The following is a 17,331-nucleotide window of genomic DNA, read 5'->3' on the forward strand; positions in this document are numbered from 1 at the left end:
CCTGGTCAGAGTCGCTGTGGTCCGAACCTCGGACGGTGGATCGTCAGTGACGCGGCAGCGCCTGGAGCGTATCCCACTCGCCGACCTTGTCGATGTAGTTGACGAGGGACTCGTAGGCCTCCTTGAAGATCGCGTCCTTCTCCGCCTCTTCCTCCATCACCTCGGTGGAGGCTTCGCGCAGCGCCGCGAGCACCTCGTCGGGGAAGCGCCGCACCGTCACCCCGGCCTCGCGGATCTTGGCGATCGCCTCGCTCTGGGCGCGCAGCTGGTCGGCGAGGTTGTAGGTGATGTTCGCCTTGCAGGCCTCCACCATGATCGCCTGGGTCTCCTCGTCGAAGCCGTTCCAGACGTCCATGTTGATGATGATGGAGTCCCAGCTCGAGGGCTGATGCCAGCCGGGGAAGTAGTAGTTCTTGACGATCTTCTGGAAGCCGAAGCCGATGTCGAGCTGCGGCGCGGAGAACTCGGTGGCGTCGATGCGGCCGGTCTCGAGCGACACGTAGATCTCGCCGGCGGGGACGAGCTGGGTGTTGGCGCCGAGGCGGGCGAGCGCTTTGCCGCCGAGGCCGGCGATGCGCATGTTGAGGCCCTTGAAGTCCTCCGGCGTGTTGATCTCCTTGTTGAACCAGCCGCCGGCTTCGGGAACCACCAGGTGGCAGGGGATCACCTTCACATTGTGCGCGTCGTAGGCCTTCTGGATGATCTCGAGGCCGCCGCCTTCGAACATCCAGGAGAGGGCGACGTCGGGCGTCGGGCCGAACGGCATCGAGCCGATGAGGTTGGCGACGGGAATCGTCTCCGCCCAGTAGCCGATCCAGTCGAAGCCCATCGGGATCGCGCCGGAAGAGACGGCGCCGAACACCTCGAACGGCGGGACGAACTCACCGGCGCCGTGAACGTCGATCTCGATGTCGCCGTCGGTCATCAGCGCGACGCGGTCGGCCCAGAGCTGCGGGCTCGGCCCGATCGAGGGCACCTGCAGGCCGAAGACGCTCTGAAGGTCGAAGCTCTCGGCAGCGGCGGGCGACGCAGCCCCGGCCATGGCAGCGAGCATCGCCACCGTGATGGTCTTTCTCATTGTTCCTCCCACGAGCCCGGATCATTGCCGGTTGTTCGTTATGGCTGATCGCATTTGTCATATACAAATTTAGAGGGGGGATCAACTGGAACACTCGCCCCGCGTCGACGGTTTGTTAGATCGAGCGAAACAATGAGCCCGAGGCTGGCGAGGAGGAGCGCCGCCCACTGCAGGAGGCTCGGCACGCTCCCCGACATCGGGACCGCGAGAAAGGCGGCGAGCGGCGGCACCAGGGCGGTGAAGAGCGCGGCGCGGCCGGAGCCGAGCAGCGAGATCGCCGCGGCGAAGGCGATGATGGCGAGCAGCCCGCCGAGGACGCCCTGATAGATCGCCTGCATCACCCACGCGACGACGGGTTGATGGCTCGGCGAGAAGAACGCCACGTAAATCGGGCCGAACAGCACCGTGGAGATCAGCGCGACGGTGGCGGTGGTGTCGACGGGATCGAGCCGCCAGCGGCCGAGGAGATAGGTGAAGGAGCCCCACAGGAAGCCGGAGCCCATGAAGCAGAGATCGCCGACCCAGGGCGCGTGGGTGAGGCTCTTGTGCTCGGGCTGGTCGAACCCCACCAGCGCGAGGCCGACGATGAGGATCGCCATGCCGAGGAGTCGCTGCGGCGGAATCGCGCGGCGCTCCACGACGAGGGAGAGGGTGTTCGCGACGATCATCGTCATCGCCGGTCCGATGACCACGGCGTGGGCGAGCGGGGCCATGCCGAAGCCGAGATTGATCAGGTAGGAGAAGGGCGGCCCGATGCCGATGGTGAGCACCAGCGCTCGCCCCAACCCGACGCGGACGAGCCGCCGCGACCGCGTCAGCGCGTAGGGCAGGACGAGCAGCGCCGGCACCGCGTAGCGCAGGATGACGAGGTCGGCGCCGGTGAAGCCCGACGAGCGGCCGATGTCGACGCCGACATTGTAGATCGCCCAGGCGATGGCGGCGCCGGCTCCGCAGAGGGTGCCGCGCAGGGTGGCGCCGCCGGGTCTCAATCGTTGGCTCGGGCCATGTGGCGGGCGGCGATGTAGCCGAACGTCACGGCGGGGCCGAGGGTGATGCCGCCGCCGGGGTAGGCGCCACCCATGATGCTCGCCGCGTCGTTGCCGGCGGCGTAGAGGCCCTCGATGGGCTGGCGGTGCTCGTCGAGCACGCGGGCGTTCTCGTCGGTGGCGAGGCCGACGAAGGTGCCGAGGTCGCCGACGACGAGCTTCACCGCATAGAACGGGCCCTTCTCGACGGGCGCGACGCAGGGGTTGGGGGTGTGCTCCGGGTCGCCGAGGGAGCGGTTGTAGGCGGTGCTGCCCTTGTGGAACTCCGGGTCCTCGCCGCGTCGGGCGGGGCCGTTGAAGCGCTCGACGGTCCGCTGCAGCTCCGCCGGGTCGGCGCCGATCTTCTCGGCGAGCTCGGCGAGCGTCTTGCCGACGATCAGATAGCCCGTCGCCACCTCGCGGCCGTAGGGGACGGGGGCGGGCTTGGCGTAGCCGAGCCCGTATTTGCGGAAGGTGGGATGGTCGGCGATGAAATAGGCGCAAATCTCGCCCCCTTCCTCGCCGCAGCGGGCCACCATCGCCTGGCAGAAGACGTGGTAGGAATCCGCCTCGTTGACGAAGCGGCGGCCGGAGCGCGTCACGGCGATGATGCCGGGCTTGGAGCGGTCGACGAAGTGGGGGAAGGTACCGAGCGTGCCGTCGGGCCGCACGGGGCGGGAGATCGGCACCCAGGCGGCCGCATTGGGGAGCGTGTCGTCGACGTAGGCCCCGACCGCTTCACCGAGCCGCAGCCCGTCGCCGGTATTGCCCGGCGGGGCGGGGGAGGCGTGCTCGTAGCCGGAGGGCGAGTGGGGGAAGAGGGCCTTGCGCCGCACCGCGTCCTGCGGAAAGCCGCCGCAGGCGAGCACCACGCCCTTGCGCGCCGTCACCTCCACCGGCCCCTCCGGGGTGTCGACGAGAGCGCCGATCACGCGCTCCTCCAGGATGCGCAGCTTGCGCACCGGCGCGTTGGTCCAGATCGGCACGTTTCGATCGAACGCCGACTTGGCGAGCCGGGCGACGAGCGCGTTGCCGTTCATGAGGCGCATGGCGCGCCCGTAGAACAGCTTGTCACGCATGAACTTCGCAAACAGCTTCGAGACGAACAGGGCCGAGATCGGTGAGCGGGTGACGCGGAAGAAATGGAGGAGCTCCTTGCCGGACCCGATCATCATGCCGAGGAAGGTGATTTCCGCAAGCGGCGGGCGCAGCCGGGCGATTTCCGGTCCGAGCTCGCGCCCGTCGAACGGGCGGGCGACGATGGAGCGCCCGCCGGGCATCCCGCCCGGAGCGTCGGGGTGGTAGTCGGCGAAGATCGGGCCGAGGTCGAATTGGAGCGCGGTGTTCTCCTCGAAGAACTCCACGGCGCGGGGCGCGGTGTCGAGGTAGGCGTCGACGCGGGCGGGGTCGAAGTGGTCGCCGGTCTGGCCCTTGAGATAGGTGCGGGCGGCGGCGGCGCTGTCCTCGACGCCGGCGCGACGGGCCGGCGCGTTGCACGGCACCCAGAGCCAGCCGCCGGAGCGGGCCGTGGTGCCGCCGAAGACCGGCTCCTTCTCCACCACGAGCACGTCGAGACCGCGGTGGGCGGCCGACACGGCCGCGGAGAGACCGCCGGCGCCGGAGCCGACGACGAGGACGTCGCATTCGTGACGACGCGGCTTGATGGGTGCGTTCATTGGACGAGGTACCCTCCATCGACGGGCAGCAGGGCGCCGGTGACGTAGCTGGACATCTTGGAAGCGAGGAAGAGGACCGGGCCGACGAGCTCCTCCGCTTCGCCGACGCGCTTCATGGGCGTGTGGTCCATGAAGCGGCCGATGGCGGTGGGGTTGGCGCGGGTGGTCTCGGTCATCGGCGTCGCGATCACGCCGGGCGCGATGGCGTTGACGCGGATGCCGACGTCGGCGAGCTCGGCGGCGAGGGCGCGGGTGAACTGCAGGATCGCCCCCTTGCTCGCCGCGTAGGCGGAGATGTTGGGGCCGGCGATCACCGACATGATCGATCCGAGATTGACGATGCGCCCCTTGGTCGCCGTGAGCTGGGGCAGGAAGGCGCGCACCATGTTGCGCGACCCGTCGACGTTGACGCGAAAGATCCGGTCCCACCCCTCGTCGAAGCCCTCCGCCACGAACGGCTCGCGGCGGATGATGCCGGCGTTGTTGACGAGGATCGCGGCCTCGCCGAGCTCCGCCTTCACCGTCTCGGCGACGGCGGCACAGGCCGCCTTGTCCGCAACGTCCACCGCCACGGCGATGGCATGTCCGCCCGCCGCGACGATCTCGTCTGCCGTTTTCCGTGCCGTCTCGCCGTCGATGTCGGCCACGGCCACGTGTGCGCCGGCCCGTGCGAGACCGAGCGCGATGGCGCGCCCGTTGCCCTGGCCCGCGCCGGTGACGACGGCCACCGACCCCCTAACGCCTTCCATCCCGACCGCTCTTGTTGTTCGTGACTAATGAATGCGTTTGACTATATCAAATCGCAAGTCACCGCAACGGGGGCGTCAGTCGAGTCCCTGATCGGCGCCGAGCTCCTGGCTGACGTGGGCAGCGGCCGCCTTGAGGGGGGGCAGGAAGGGTGAGGCGGGCGTGGTGTCGAGGAGGGCGGCGGCGCCAATCATGGTGATGGCGAACTGCATGACGCCGGAGAGGTCGAAGACCGGCACCGACAGGGCGTTCACCCCGGGGACCGGGGGCGGGGAGACGGTGGCGTAACCCTCCCGGCGGATGACGGCGATGTCCTCGGCGGTGAGGGTGGCCGTGTTGCCGACACGCCCGGGCGCGCCGGAGCGGCGTTCGGCGGCGAGCGCCTTGCCGACCATCCGGTCGGGCCCGAAGGCGGCGAACACGCGCCCGCTCGCCGTGCCGGTGATCGAATAGACCGTGCCGGCCTTGGTGTTGATGTGGATCTGGTCGGGGCCCTCGTGGACCTGGATCACGGTGGGGCCGAACGAGCCCCACACCACGATCGCGATGCTGAAGCCGGTTTGCGCCGAGAGTGCGGCGGCCGCCTCCTGGCCGACGCGGATCGGGTCGACGCTGCGCATCCGGACGATGCCGAGATCGAGCGCGGCCGGGCCGAGCCGGTAGCGGGCCGATCCCGGCTCCTGCTCCACCAGGCCGAGGGTGCGCAGGCTCGTGAGATAGGCGTGCGCCTGAGCCGGGGCCATGCCGGCGGTCGAGGCGAGATCGCGCAGCATCATCGGTGTGCAGCTCGCCGCGAGCGCCTCGAGAAGCTCCGCGCTCACCTCCACGGAGCGCACGCCGCGCCCTTCCTTTCTGTTCATCTCATTCTCTCCGGGGGGGCTCAGGCTGCGGCCGTCGCGAGCCCGCTGGTGGTCGCGGTGAGCGTCTCTAGGACCCCGTCGGGGGCGGCGACGTCGAGGCGGGCGGGCGAGCCCATCACGATGATCGCCGCCGTGAGGTCGCCCTCGGCGTCGATCAGGGGGGCGGCGAGGGCGTTGACCCCCGGCACCGGCGTGTTGCGCAGGATCGCGTGGCCGGCGGCGCGCACCGCGGTCGCCGCCTCGCCGATGGCGGTGTCGCGGGTGAGGAGGTCGCCCAAGGCGAGGCGCTCGCGCACGCCGCCGGCGCCGCGCACCTCCACCGTGCGCTCCGGATCGCCGAATGCGGCGAAGACGATCGCCGGCGAGGTCGCGGCGAGGGCGAACATGGTGCCGACGCGGATGTTGACGTTGAGCACCTCCTCGCCGTCGGTGCGGTGGATCACCGTGGGGCCGTGCGGTCCCCAGACGGCGAGCGTCGCCATGATGCCGGCGGTGTCGGCGACGCGCGTGGTGGCGGCGACCGCGGCGGCGAGGGCGGGCTGGGTGCGCAGCCGCGCCATCGCGAGGCGTGTCGCGAACGGGCCGAGGCGGTAGTGGCCGGTGGCGGCGTCCTGCTCCACGAGGCCGGTGCGGCGGTAGCTCGCGAGATAGCCGTGCGCCTGGGCCGGCGCCATCCCGGCCGCCGTCGACAACTCCTTCAACGACATGTCCGCAGGCCCTGCGACGAGCGCCGCGAGGAGCCGCCCCCCCACCTCGAGCGACTGGATGCCGCGTGGCTGTCTTCCCACCGAATCTCCCCTTGCCGCGCGGTCCGTGCGCAACCTCGCTGCCCGCGCGCGTTCTGTGTGAGCTGCACTCTTAGCGCGAGGTCGGGCCGGTGGGAAAGCGCACTCGGCGCGGCGGTCGTGCCGGTTGCGGATGGACCCGTGCCGCCGCATGCGCTTTGTTCGGAGGGGCGGGGCCCACGCGCTCCGATGCTGCCGCAAGGAATGGTCGCCCTCCCATGACACAACGCAAGGGTCCGCTCGCCGGGGTTCGCATCCTCGAGATCGGCCACTTCATCGCCGCGCCCTTCGCCGCCCGCGTGCTCGCCGATCTCGGGGCCGACATCCTCAAGATCGAGCCGCCCGGTGGCGATCCGGTGCGCACCTGGGGCGCCGCCGTCGACGGCCATTCGGTGTGGTGGTCGCAGCACGGCCGCAACAAGCGCTCGATCTGTCTCAACCTCAAGGCGCCGGAGGGTGTCGCGATCGTCAAGCGGCTCGTCGCCGACTGCGACGCGCTCGTGGAGAATCTGCGCCCCGGCCAGCTCGCCAAGCTCGGCCTCGGCGACGACGTGCTGCGCGCGGTGCGCCCCGATCTCGTCATCGCCCACGTGTCGGGCTACGGCATGTCCGGGCCGGCGCGGGACCGGGCGGCGTTCGGCGTGATCGGCGAGGCGGTGGGGGGCCTGCGCTATCTGACCGACCATCCGCCCGGCAAGTCCGATCTGCCGCCGGTGCGCACGGGGGTCAGCATCGGCGATTCCATCGCCGGCCTCTACGCCGCGCTCGGCATCGTGTCGGCCCTCCTCGGACGCACCCGGGGCAACGACGGCCTCACCCTCGACGTCGCCCTCGCCGATGCGGTCCTGTCGCTGATGGAAGGGATGCTGCCCGAATATGGGCGCCTCGGCACCGTGCGCCGGCCGACGGGCTCGACGATCCCCACCGCCGCCCCCTCCAACGCCTATCCGACCAAGGAAGGCCGCTGGATCCTGATCGGCGGCAACTCCAACAATCTCTTCGCCAAGCTGTGCGCGCTGATCGGCCGGCCCGAGCTCGCCCAGGATCCCCGGTTCCTCGACAACCGGCTGCGGGTCCAGAACATGGACGAGCTCGACGAGATCATCGCCGGCTGGACGCGGCGGCACACGGCGGGCGAGGCGCTCGCCCGCCTCGAGGAGGCGGACATTCCCTCGAGCTCCGTCTACTCGGTGGAGGATTGCGTCGCCGATCCGCAGTTCCGCTACCGCGGCATGGTGCGGGACGTGGACGACCCGCTGATCGGGCCGACGCTCCACGCCGGCATCGTGCCGGAGGTGGTGGAGGCCCCGGGCGAGGTCGCCTGGACGGGCCCGGCGGTGGGCGCCCACACCGACGAGGTGCTCGCCGCCGCCGGCATCGACGCCGCCGAGCGGGAGCGGCTTCGGGCCGCCGGCGTGATCGGCTGAGGCGGCGCATCCCTTGCGCCGGCCTTGCGGGTTGGCGACAGTCCATGCTTCGCCCCGAGCCTTGAGGAGAGAGCGATGGACCTGACCTCTCACGATGCGCTGGCGCGCTTCGATCTGATGCCACCCGAAGAGATCGCCAGCCCCGCCTTCGTGGTGTGGGAGGACGGGGTGCGCCACAATCTGGCAAGGAGCGCGGCGGCCGCCGGCGGGATGAGCCGGCTGATGCCCCACCTGAAGACCCATCGGGCTCCCTGGATCGTGCGGATGTTCCTGGAGGAGGGCGTCGAGGCGTTCAAGGCGGCCACCGTGGCGGAGGTCGAGATGGCGGTGGCGGCCGGGGCCAGGCACGTCTTGTGGGCCTACCCGTCGGCGAGCCGGGCCGCGATCGCCCGCTTCGTCGCGATCGCCCGCGCCCATCCCGACGTGCGGCTCGAAGCACTGGTGGAGGACGCCAACGTGCTCGCCGTATGGGAGGAGATGCTCGCCCCCGACGACGCGGTGACGCTGCGCGTCGATCTCGACGTCGGCATGGGGCGGACCGGGGTCGCGCTCGGCTCCATGGCTCTGAGCCTTGCCCGGCGCGTTGCCGCCGCGGGCCGCTTCGCCGGCTGGCACGCCTATGACGGGCACATCGCCGGAGAGCTCGAGGTGCGCCGCGACGAGGTGATGACGAATGCCGAGCGCGTCGCCGGGTTGACCGACGCGCTCGCGGCCGAGGGGATCGTCGCCGACACCGTGGCCGGCGGCAGCTACACCTTCGACCTGTGGCCGGAGGTCGCCGCCTACGTGTCGCCGGGCAGCTTCACCTATTCGAGCGACCAGCACGATGCCGAGCTCACCCACCTCGGCTGGGTGCCGGCCGCCTTCGTGCTGGCGACGGTGGTGTCGCGCCGCAACGGCACCTTCACCCTCGACGCCGGGGCCAAGGCGATCTCGCCCGACAAGCCCCTCGGCGAGCGCTTTCGCAGCGACGGGCGCATCCTCCTGATGAGCGAGGAGCACACGGTGGTGGAGGGGGACGCCGCCATCGGCACCCGCCGCCTCCTGTTGCCGCGGCACGCCTGCACCACGGCCTACCTCTACGACCGCGCCGCCGTCTTCACCGCCACCGGAGAGTGGGAGGTGCGCCGCCAGCTCGGCTCGGCCCGCTAGATCGCGGCACGCCCCTATTCCTGCGGTGGGCGAGGCGTCCGTCTGCCGCATACGCCCCCATGCAGCGGCGTGCCGACGCCGATCGGGCCGACGGCAAGCCCCTTGACGCGGTGGGGTTTCGGCGTTGAGGTATGGTGACCGGACCAGTTGACCAGGCTGGTCTTTTTTCGACGCCAGGACGCGATGACGCTCGACGCCTTCATCCTCGAAACCGTGCCGGAGCTGCGCGATGGCATCGGGCGCCGCAGCCTGCGCGAGGTGGTGGCGGGGAAGATCGCGTGGCTGATCGCCTCCGGCATTCTGAAGCCCGGCGACGACCTGCCGCCGGAGCGGGCGCTCGCGACGGCGCTGCGCGTCAGCCGCGAATCGGTGCGCGGCGGGGTGCAGATCCTCGCCACCATGGGGGTCGTCGCCGTCGCCCATGGCACCCGCACCAAGGTGCTGTCGGACCGGGTGGACGCCGACCTCGTCGGCACCCGGCCGAGCCTCATCAACTCCTACTCGCTCGAGGACGTGCATGCCGCCCGCCTCGCCGTGGAGCGCCCGGTGGTGGCCGACGCGGCCGAGCGGATCGACGAGGGCGTTCTCGACATCCTCGAGGATCTCCTCGTCCAGCATCGCGCCGCCTTCGAGGACCCGGTGCGCTTCCTCATCGTCGACCGCGAGTTTCACCTCGCGATCTACCGGGTGTGCGCGAACCCGGTCCTGGCGGACTTCGTCTCCGATCTCTACGCCTACATGATGCCCCATCGCTTCCGTGCGATGGCCGAGCCGGACGCGATCCGTCGCTCGTTCGAGGACCACGAGGCGATCCTCGCGGCCCTCAAAGCGCGCGACCGTGCCCACACCGTCGCCGCCTTCGACGTCCACATCCGCCACATCTACGAGACCACGATGGCGATCCTCGCCCGATCGGGAGGACCGCCCGCCGTGAACTGACCGCGCGGAGGCCCGCAAGAAGGCCCCGCGCACAACCAATGATCGCCCCACGAAGGGCGACGACCAAGGGAGAAGACACCATGAGAAGAACCATCGCCACGACGATCGCCGGCGCGATCCTCGCTGCCGCGCTGGCCGCCCCCGCGGCGGCGCAGCAGAAGGAGATCGTCTACATGACGCCGGGCCTCGACTTGCCCTTCTGGCGTTACCTGTCGAAGGGGGTCGAGAAGGTCGCCAAGGACAGCGGCTACGGCTTCCAGGCGCTCGATTCGCGCAACAGCGCCCAGACGCAGCTCCAGAACGCGCAGGACGCCATCGCCCGCGACGTCGCCGGCATCGTGCTGTCGCCGACCGATTCGTCCACCGCGCCGAGCATCCTCTCCCTCGCCGCCGAGAAGGGCGTGCCGGTGGTGATCGCCGACATCGGCACCAACTCCGGCGACTACGTCTCCTTCATCATCTCCGACAACTACGAGGGGGCGAAGGGCGTCGGCGAAGCGCTCGCCAAGGCGCTGGAGGCCAAGGGCTGGGGCGGCGACAAGGTCGGCCTCGTGACGATCTCGCAGGCGCGCAAGAACGGCCAGGCCCGCACCAAAGGCTTCCGCGACGGGCTGAAGGCCGGCGGCTTCACCGGCGCCGAGGCGGGGCTTCAGCAGATGCAGGCCTACACCGCCGACGAGACCTTCCGCTACACCCAGGACATGCTGACGGCGAACCCCGACATGCGCGGCCTCTTCGTGCAGACCGATCAGCCCGCGATCGGCGCGCTGCGGGCGATCCGCGCCGCCCGCCGCCAGGGCCAGGTGCTCGTCGCTGCCTTCGACGGCATCCCGGAGTTCGTCGACCTTCTGAAGTCGGGCGACATCGTCGCCTCCGGCATGCAGCAGCCCTACCTCATGGGCGTGCGGTCCGCCGAGGCGATGATGGAGCACCTCAACGGCGGCGAGCCCGACAAGGAGATCGTCGTGCCGATCCTCGTCGTGACGTCCGAGAACATCGAGGAGGTGCTGCCGACGGTGAAGGAAACCGTGTTCGCCAACGAGGTCGAGTGAGCCGGGGCGGCTAGGCCGCCTTTCCACCTCGATTGCGGCGCCGGCGATCCCGGCGCTGCTCCCTCCGCGTGCACGGGAACGCCGATGAGCGAAGACGCCTCCATCCTGACGGTCGAGCGGGCCGAGAAGACCTTCGACCGCACCCGCGCCCTCGACGGCGCGTCCTTCTCGCTGCGGGAAGGCGAGATCCACGCCCTGCTCGGCGCCAACGGCGCCGGCAAGTCGACGCTGTCGAAGGTCATCTCCGGCCACGTGCGGCTCGATGCGGGCGCCGTCACCTACAAGGGGGCGCCGCTGCAGCTACGCTCCACCCGCGAGGCACTGGAGGCCGGCATCGCCATCGTGATGCAGGAGACCTCGCTCGCGCCCGACCTCTCGGTGCTCGAAAACATCTTCCTGCCCGAGCTCGGCCGCCCCGGCCGCCTCTCCTACGGGTCGATGCGCCGGCGGGCGGGAGCGATCCTCGCCGATCTCGGGCGCGAGCACGTGCTCGACCTGTCGCGCGAGGTGGCGCGCCTGTCGGCCGCCGAGCGGCAGCTCGTGGAGATCGCCAAGGCGCTCGCCCTCGATGCCGACGTGATCATCTTCGACGAGCCGACCGCCTCGCTGAGCCCCGGCGAGGTGGAGATGCTGTTCGACGTGATGGCGCGCCTCAAAGCCTCCGGCCGCTCGCTGATCTTCGTGTCCCATCGGCTGGAGGAGGTGTTCGCCGTCACCGACCGCGTGACGATCATGCGGGAGGGGCGCACGGTGGCCGGCCCGATCGACACCACCGAGCTGACCCAGGCCGACATCATCCGCCACATGGTGGGGCGCGAGATCGGCGCCATCTACGCCACCCCCGGCCTCGGCGAGGCGGCGGCCGGGCCGGTGGTGTTCTCCGTCGCCGGCCTCGCCGCGCCGCCGGCGGTGCGCGACGTCTCCTTCGCCGTGCGCAAGGGCGAGATCCTCGGCCTCGGCGGCCTCGTCGGCGCCGGGCGGTCGGAGAGCGCGGAGGCGATCTTCGGCCTGCGCCCGCGCGCCGCCGGCACGCTGACCCTCAACGGCCGGCCGGTCAACTACCGCCATCCCCGCCAATGGGTGCGGGCCAAGGTGGGCTTCGTGCCGGAGGACCGGCGGCGCCAGAACATCGTGCCCGACCTCTCGGTGAAGGAAAATCTCCTCCTCGCCCATCTCGGCGACCACCAGGGCTTCGGCCGCGGCTATGCCCGCCGCGCCGCCCGCGTCGAGGAGCTGATGGCCCGCCTCGACCTGCCCTCCCATCGCCTCGCCGACGCCTCGATGCTGAACTTCTCCGGCGGCATGCAGCAGAAGATCGTCATCGCCCGCTGGCTGCTGCTCGACCCCGAGGTGCTGATCCTCGACGAGCCCACCAAGGGCGTCGACATCGGCACCCGCCAGGCGATCTACGCGATCCTGCGCCAGATCGCCGACGAGGGGGTCGCCGTGGTCGTCATCTCCTCCGACTTCGAGGAGCTGTTGGGCGTGTCCACCCGCATCGTGGTGATGAGCGACGGGATGACGGTGGCCGACCTGCCGAGCGCCGCGCTCGACGAGGAGAAGCTGACGCTGCTCGCCGCCCCGCGCACCTCCATGCAGAAGAACACCGAGCTTCTGGAGGACCTTGCGGCGCGCTCCGGCGGCGCCGCCTTCTGGGCGCTGATCGACGGCGACGAGCTGATCTGCCTCAACGCCGTGGTGGCGGGGGAGGCGGCCTCGCCGGGCTTTGCCCCCGGCGAGGTGAGGCGGCTAGAGAAGACGCGCATTCCGAACGGGCTCGCCGCGCGCGAGGCGAGCTTCACCGCCGACGACGGGGGCCTTGCGACCCTCCTCGTCCCGATCCGCAATCGACGCAACCACGACCTCGGCTGGGTCGGCCTCACCGTGCGCGGTGAGACGCCGCCGGCCGAGACGATCACCGCACGCATTGAGGCTTATCATGGCTGACCACACGATCGCCGACGCGCGGATGGAGCGACGGCCGGCGGGGCCGATCGCCGGCATGGGCGGCCGCCTCGCGCGGCGGCTCGAGGTGCGCATGCTGGTCCTGGCGCTGATCATCGCCGCGGCGCTGTCGGTGATGTCGCCCTACTTCCTCACCTGGACGAACGTCTTCAACATCCTCGACCAGTCGGTGGTGATCGGCCTCGTCGCCATCGGCATGACGTTCGTCATCCTGACCGGCGGCATCGATCTGTCGGTGGGCTCGGTGGCGGGCCTCACCGGCATCGTGCTCGGCCTCCTCCTCAAGGAGGTGCCGATCCCGCTCGCGATCCTCGGCGCCGTCGGGGTGGGCGGGCTGATCGGCCTCTTCTCCGGCATCCTCGTCGGCTATTTCGGCCTCGCCGCCTTCGTGGTGACGCTCGGCGTGATGGCGATCGGCCGGAGCCTCTCCTACATCCTGTCCGGCCAGACGGCGATCTCGAGCATCCCGTCGGACCTTTCCAACATCGTCTACACGACGGTGCTCGGGGTGCCGACGAACGTCATCTTCCTCGCCGCGATGTATCTCCTCGCCTTCCTCTACCTCACCTACACGAAGGGCGGGCGGACGATCTACGCCGTCGGCTCCAACCGCGAGGCGGCACGGGCGGCGGGCCTCAACGTCCTCTTCTATTCGGTGCTGCCCTACGTGATCTCGGGCGCCTTCGCGGCGGTCGCCATCACCTTCTCCATCGCCCAGCTCCTGTCGGCCGATCCGCTCGCGGGCAACCTGATGGAGCTCGACGCCATCGCCGCCGTTGTGATCGGCGGGGCGAGCCTTTATGGCGGGCGCGGCTCGATCATCGGCACGCTGATCGGCGTCCTGATCATGGTGATGATCCGCAACGGGCTGAACCTCCTCGGCGTCTCGCCCTTCTGGCAGGGCTCGGCGATCGGCGGGATCATCATCTTCGCGTTGCTGGTGGAGCGGCTCGTCTCCACCCGCGCGGCACGCTGAGGGGGCCGAGAATGTCCACGCCATCGACCGCCGTCATCCTCACCGGCACCGAGGAGCCCGCCGCCGCGCCGCGTCTCCTCAGGGCCGGACCGCTCACCGCGGAGCTCGACGCCGGCAATCTGCGTCACATCCGCTATGGCGGCGTCGAGCTGATCCGCGCCGTCAGCTTCATCGTGCGCGATCCCGACTGGGGCACCTACAACCCGGTGATCCGCGACCTCGACGTGCGGGAGAGCGCGACGGGCTTCACCGTGACCTACAGCGCCGAGGCCGGCGACGGCACCCAGACCTTCGCCTATCGCGCCCGCATCGAGGGTACGCCCGAGGCGATCCGCTTCGCGGGCGAGGGGGAGGGCGTCACCGACTTCTCCACCAACCGCACCGGCTTCGTGGTGCTCCATCCGATCGACGGGGTGGCGGGGGCGCCCGTCACCATCGAGCGCGTCGACGGCCGCGTGGAGGAGGGGCGCTTTCCCGAGCTTGTCGATCCCTATCAGCCGATGATGGAGTTGCGCGCGCTCACCCATCGCCCCGCCGCGGGTCTCCTCGTGGAGTGCCGCATGGAGGGTGACACCTACGAGATGGAGGACCAGCGCAACTGGACCGACGCGTCCTACAAGACCTACGTCAGACCGCTGGCACTCCCCTGGCCCTACACGCTGAAGCGGGGCGAGACCCTTCGCCAGCAGGTCACCGTCAGCGTCTCGGGCGAAGCGGCGGCGGACGCGGGTGGGGTGGCGGCCGACATCCTTCTCGGCGGCGTCGGCCATCCCTTCCCGGCGGTCGGGACGGGGCTCGCGAGCGAGGAGCATGCCGCGACGGCGACCCATGTCGAGCCGCTCGCGGCGCTCGGCCTCTGCCATGTCGTGTGCCACCACGATCCGCGCCGCGGCGACGACGCGGAAAGTCTTGCCGAAGCCGCCCGCCTCGTGGCGGCGATGGGGGCGGAGGCCTGGCTCGAGGCGGTGGTGGTCGACGTCGACGACTTCGCCGCCGAGGTGAAGGCGCTCGGCGAGCGGGTGGCAGCGCTCGGCGATCCGTTCACCACGGTGCTCGTCTCGCCCGCGGCGGACATGAAAGGCACGCTCCCCGGCAGCCCATGGCCGGCCGCACCCGATGCCGCCGCCCTCTACGCTGCGACCCGTGCCGCCTTTCCCGGCGCCCGGATCGGCGGCGGCATGTTCGCCTTCTTCACCGAACTCAACCGCAAGCGGCCGCCGACGGAAGGGCTCGATCTCGTCTCCTTCACCACCTCCGCCCTCGTCCACGCCGGGGACGACGTGACGGTGATGGAAAATCTCGAAGCCCTCTCCGCCGTCGCGGCGTCGGCGGCGGCGATCGCCAAGGGCACGCCCGTCGCCGTCGGCCCGAGCGCCATCGGCATGCGCCTCAACCCCTACGGCGCCGCGCCGATGGAGAACCCCGACAACATCCGTCAGGCGATGAACGCCGCCGACCCGCGCCAGCGCGGGCTGATGGGGGCGGCCTGGGCGATCGGCCACGCCGCCCGCCTTGCCGCCGGCGGCGCCGTGGCGCTGACTTTCGGCGGCACGACGGGCGAGCGCGGGCTCGTCCACGGCGGTGGCGACGTGCCCTTCCATAGCGCGGGCAGCCTTTATCCGATCTACCACGCGGTGCGGGCGCTCGCGGGGCTTGCCGGCCGCAACACCCACGCGCTCGCCCTCGGCGCGCCGAACCGGATCCAGGCGGTGGCGGCGGGCGACGAAGCGGCGCGCGAGCTCCTGGTGGCGAACCTCACGCCCGAGACGGTGACGGTCGCCTTGCCCTTCTCAGGCCATGCCGCGGTGCTCGACGAGGAGAGCTTCGTCGAGGCGAGCACGGACCCCGCCTATCTCGACCGCCTCCTCCTTCTCACCGGCGGCCGCAAACTGCGCCTCGAGCCCTACGCCATCGCCCGCGTCGTCGCGGGGTAGAGGAGAGTGCCCGCGTCGTCGCGGGGTAGAGGAGAGTGCCCGCGTCGTCGCGGGGTAGAGGAGAGTGCCCGCGTCGTCGCGGGGTAGACGAGAGCATCCGCGTCGTCGCGGAGGAGAGGAGAATCGCCGCGTCGTGGGGAGGGAAAAGAGGCTTCTTGGCGCGATGAGGGCGGGAGATTCCGACCTCTACTCCGCGGCTTCGGCGGCGGGGGTGAGGGCGGCGAGCTCGGCGAGGAGGGCGTCGGTGGTGAGCTGGCGGCAATAGCCCTTGATGGCGCGCAGCGAGTTTTCCTGACGCTCCGGCGTGATGGTGGCGCAGGCGTCGGTCACCTGGGTCACGAGATAGCCGAGGTCGCAGGCGTCGCGTATCGCGCTCTCGACGCACTGGTCGGTGAGAAGGCCCGACAGCACCAGCTGCTTCACGCCGAGATTGCGCAGGATGTAGTCGATGTGGGTGGAGACGAAGACCGACGAGGAGGTCTTGGGAAACACCATCTCGTCCTCGCCCGGGGCGATCTCGTCGATGGTCTGCGCGTCCCATGAGCCCTTCGGCACGTGGAAGCCGGTGATCTTGTAGTCGAGGCTGCGGTCGCGCCCGTCCTTCGTGAGGCTTTCGATGTTGGTGTACATCACCTCGATGCCGGCGGCCCGGCAGGCCGCCTGGAGGCGCTGCATATTGGGGATCGTCTCGGCATGGATGCGGTCGATGAAGGGGCGGTGCGTCGCCTCGAACTCGGCGTCCGGCAGGTGGGCGAACTCGCCGCCTTCCCGCTTGGTGGAAAAGTTCTGCACGTCGATGAAGAGGAGCGCCGACTGGTGCGGGACGAGGGGAACCTCACGGGTGAGCGTCATCTTCGGGTCTCCAGGAAGCAGATCACGCATTCTGCCAGAAGGTCGGCCCAAAGGGCACAGCCTTCGGGCTTGCGCAGGTGGTCGTTGCGGATCTCGACGAGGGCGTGGGGCACCCCCGAGGGCTCGCCATGGCGCGGGACGAACCAGTCGGAGGCGTCGTCGATCGAATAGGGCTCGTTGAGGCCGATGGTGGCTCCCGGGGCGAGGGCGGCGAGGGTCTCGGCGAGATAGGCCGACGTCGCCGTGTCCTTGCGGAAGAGGAAGCCGACGTCCCACGGGCGGGTCCGCCGGGAGAGCACCGGGGTGAAGCTGTGGATCGACAGCGCGATGCGCACCCTCGGCCGCGCGATGCGGCATGAAATCTCCGACTGGTAGGGCACGAAGATCTCGAGCCGGCGGGCCCGGTCGCGTCCGCTGATTCCCTCGTTCGCCGGCACCGCCACGCCGTGGGAGAGGGCGGGGACGAAATCGACGGCTTCAGGCGGCCGATTGCAGTCGACCACGAGGCGGCTATAGGGCTGGAGCACCGCCGCCGCGTCGAGCCGCCGGGCCATGCGCCGGCACACCTGTGCCGCGCCGATGTCCCACCCCACGTGGTCGCGAAGGTCGGCGTCCGCGACGCCGAGATCGCCGAGGCAGGAGGGGATGGCGAGACCGGCGTGCTCGCAGGTGAGGAGAACTGTGTTCGGTGCGTCTGGCCGCACGACCTCCACCGGCAGAGGGTCGCCGGGTGAGAGGAGCGGAGCATCCTCCGCCCTCGGCAAGAGGGGAGCGCTCGCGGCCATCGTCGCCTCGTCAATCTCCGCCGAGAGTGCGGTCCATTCTTTTCACTGTCAAATCCTGAAGGTTGCTTGACGGATATT

The 17,331-nt window shown here is 70.5% G+C and carries 15 protein-coding genes; 7 read left to right on the forward strand and 8 right to left on the reverse strand.

Features of this window, described 5'->3' with window-relative positions; translation table 11 throughout:
• Positions 1 to 43 precede the first annotated feature (43 nt).
• The 6 genes from JCR33_RS00590 to JCR33_RS00615 all read right to left on the reverse strand — a co-directional run bounded on the left by JCR33_RS00590 (position 44) and on the right by JCR33_RS00615 (position 6,174).
• Positions 44 to 1,078: a TRAP transporter substrate-binding protein gene (locus JCR33_RS00590; RefSeq protein ID WP_198880067.1), complete on the reverse strand. Its 1,035-nt coding sequence runs from the start codon at positions 1,076 to 1,078 to the stop codon at positions 44 to 46.
• 38 nt (positions 1,079 to 1,116) lie between these two features.
• Entirely contained in the window at positions 1,117 to 2,067 is a 951-nt protein-coding gene (locus JCR33_RS00595; protein WP_198880068.1) for a DMT family transporter, read from the reverse strand.
• On the reverse strand, positions 2,064 to 3,779 hold the full coding sequence (locus JCR33_RS00600; RefSeq protein WP_198880069.1) for an FAD-dependent oxidoreductase: 1,716 nt from the start codon (positions 3,777 to 3,779) through the stop codon (positions 2,064 to 2,066). The genes JCR33_RS00595 and JCR33_RS00600 overlap by 4 nt, the downstream gene beginning before the upstream one ends.
• Positions 3,776 to 4,528 (reverse strand): SDR family NAD(P)-dependent oxidoreductase, encoded by a 753-nt coding sequence (locus tag JCR33_RS00605; protein ID WP_198880070.1) that lies wholly within the window; start codon positions 4,526 to 4,528, stop codon positions 3,776 to 3,778. The genes JCR33_RS00600 and JCR33_RS00605 overlap by 4 nt, the downstream gene beginning before the upstream one ends.
• Positions 4,529 to 4,603: 75 nt before the next feature.
• Entirely contained in the window at positions 4,604 to 5,386 is a 783-nt protein-coding gene (locus JCR33_RS00610) for an IclR family transcriptional regulator (protein WP_198880071.1), read from the reverse strand.
• Positions 5,387 to 5,406: 20 nt separating this feature from the next.
• The gene (locus JCR33_RS00615; protein WP_198880072.1) at positions 5,407 to 6,174 is read right to left on the reverse strand and encodes an IclR family transcriptional regulator; all 768 of its coding nucleotides are present in this window, start codon (positions 6,172 to 6,174) and stop codon (positions 5,407 to 5,409) included.
• A gap of 215 nt (positions 6,175 to 6,389) precedes the next feature.
• On the opposite strand from JCR33_RS00615, the gene JCR33_RS00620 reads away from it, so the two are divergent.
• The 7 genes from JCR33_RS00620 (at position 6,390) to JCR33_RS00650 (ending at position 15,616) form a co-directional block, all read left to right on the forward strand.
• Complete coding sequence (locus JCR33_RS00620) at positions 6,390 to 7,598, forward strand: CaiB/BaiF CoA transferase family protein (protein ID WP_198880073.1); 1,209 nt, start codon at positions 6,390 to 6,392, stop codon at positions 7,596 to 7,598.
• A 75-nt stretch (positions 7,599 to 7,673) separates the two neighbouring features.
• Positions 7,674 to 8,750 (forward strand): alanine racemase, encoded by a 1,077-nt coding sequence (locus JCR33_RS00625; protein WP_198880074.1) that lies wholly within the window; start codon positions 7,674 to 7,676, stop codon positions 8,748 to 8,750.
• Between the two features lie 183 nt (positions 8,751 to 8,933).
• Positions 8,934 to 9,689, forward strand: a complete 756-nt coding sequence (locus JCR33_RS00630; protein ID WP_198880075.1) for a FadR/GntR family transcriptional regulator — start codon at positions 8,934 to 8,936, stop codon at positions 9,687 to 9,689.
• 80 nt (positions 9,690 to 9,769) lie between these two features.
• A complete protein-coding gene (locus tag JCR33_RS00635) occupies positions 9,770 to 10,741 on the forward strand; it encodes a substrate-binding domain-containing protein (protein ID WP_198880076.1) in 972 nt (323 codons plus the stop codon).
• 84 nt (positions 10,742 to 10,825) lie between these two features.
• Entirely contained in the window at positions 10,826 to 12,688 is a 1,863-nt protein-coding gene (locus tag JCR33_RS00640) for a sugar ABC transporter ATP-binding protein (RefSeq protein ID WP_198880077.1), read from the forward strand.
• Positions 12,681 to 13,682 carry an ABC transporter permease gene (locus JCR33_RS00645; protein WP_198880078.1) on the forward strand — a complete coding sequence of 334 codons (1,002 nt, stop codon included), beginning with the start codon at positions 12,681 to 12,683 and terminating at the stop codon, positions 13,680 to 13,682. Before JCR33_RS00640 ends, JCR33_RS00645 begins: the two co-directional genes overlap by 8 nt.
• Before the next feature lie 11 nt (positions 13,683 to 13,693).
• Positions 13,694 to 15,616 (forward strand): hypothetical protein, encoded by a 1,923-nt coding sequence (locus JCR33_RS00650; RefSeq protein ID WP_198880079.1) that lies wholly within the window; start codon positions 13,694 to 13,696, stop codon positions 15,614 to 15,616.
• Between the two features lie 186 nt (positions 15,617 to 15,802).
• Here JCR33_RS00650 and JCR33_RS00655 read toward each other — a convergent pair whose 3' ends face one another.
• Together JCR33_RS00655 and JCR33_RS00660 are read right to left on the reverse strand one after the other, a co-directional pair.
• A complete protein-coding gene (locus tag JCR33_RS00655) occupies positions 15,803 to 16,468 on the reverse strand; it encodes an isochorismatase family cysteine hydrolase (RefSeq protein WP_198880080.1) in 666 nt (221 codons plus the stop codon).
• Positions 16,465 to 17,253: an N-formylglutamate amidohydrolase gene (locus JCR33_RS00660; protein WP_198880081.1), complete on the reverse strand. Its 789-nt coding sequence runs from the start codon at positions 17,251 to 17,253 to the stop codon at positions 16,465 to 16,467. Before JCR33_RS00660 ends, JCR33_RS00655 begins: the two co-directional genes overlap by 4 nt.
• Between the last annotated feature and the right edge of the window lie 78 nt (positions 17,254 to 17,331).

This window comes from Acuticoccus mangrovi, assembly GCF_016411865.1.
In the GTDB taxonomy this organism is placed as follows: domain Bacteria; phylum Pseudomonadota; class Alphaproteobacteria; order Rhizobiales; family Amorphaceae; genus Acuticoccus; species Acuticoccus mangrovi.

Coding starts and splice junctions, on each gene's coding strand:
- JCR33_RS00590 (WP_198880067.1), bottom strand. CDS start 1,078: ATGAGAAAGACCATCACGGTGGCGATGCTCGCTGCCATGGCCGGGGCT.
- JCR33_RS00600 (WP_198880069.1), bottom strand. CDS start 3,779: ATGAACGCACCCATCAAGCCGCGTCGTCACGAATGCGACGTCCTCGTC.
- JCR33_RS00605 (WP_198880070.1), bottom strand. CDS start 4,528: ATGGAAGGCGTTAGGGGGTCGGTGGCCGTCGTCACCGGCGCGGGCCAG.
- JCR33_RS00610 (WP_198880071.1), bottom strand. CDS start 5,386: ATGAACAGAAAGGAAGGGCGCGGCGTGCGCTCCGTGGAGGTGAGCGCG.
- JCR33_RS00620 (WP_198880073.1), top strand. CDS start 6,390: ATGACACAACGCAAGGGTCCGCTCGCCGGGGTTCGCATCCTCGAGATC.
- JCR33_RS00625 (WP_198880074.1), top strand. CDS start 7,674: ATGGACCTGACCTCTCACGATGCGCTGGCGCGCTTCGATCTGATGCCA.
- JCR33_RS00630 (WP_198880075.1), top strand. CDS start 8,934: ATGACGCTCGACGCCTTCATCCTCGAAACCGTGCCGGAGCTGCGCGAT.
- JCR33_RS00635 (WP_198880076.1), top strand. CDS start 9,770: ATGAGAAGAACCATCGCCACGACGATCGCCGGCGCGATCCTCGCTGCC.
- JCR33_RS00640 (WP_198880077.1), top strand. CDS start 10,826: ATGAGCGAAGACGCCTCCATCCTGACGGTCGAGCGGGCCGAGAAGACC.
- JCR33_RS00645 (WP_198880078.1), top strand. CDS start 12,681: ATGGCTGACCACACGATCGCCGACGCGCGGATGGAGCGACGGCCGGCG.
- JCR33_RS00650 (WP_198880079.1), top strand. CDS start 13,694: ATGTCCACGCCATCGACCGCCGTCATCCTCACCGGCACCGAGGAGCCC.
- JCR33_RS00655 (WP_198880080.1), bottom strand. CDS start 16,468: ATGACGCTCACCCGTGAGGTTCCCCTCGTCCCGCACCAGTCGGCGCTC.
- JCR33_RS00660 (WP_198880081.1), bottom strand. CDS start 17,253: ATGGCCGCGAGCGCTCCCCTCTTGCCGAGGGCGGAGGATGCTCCGCTC.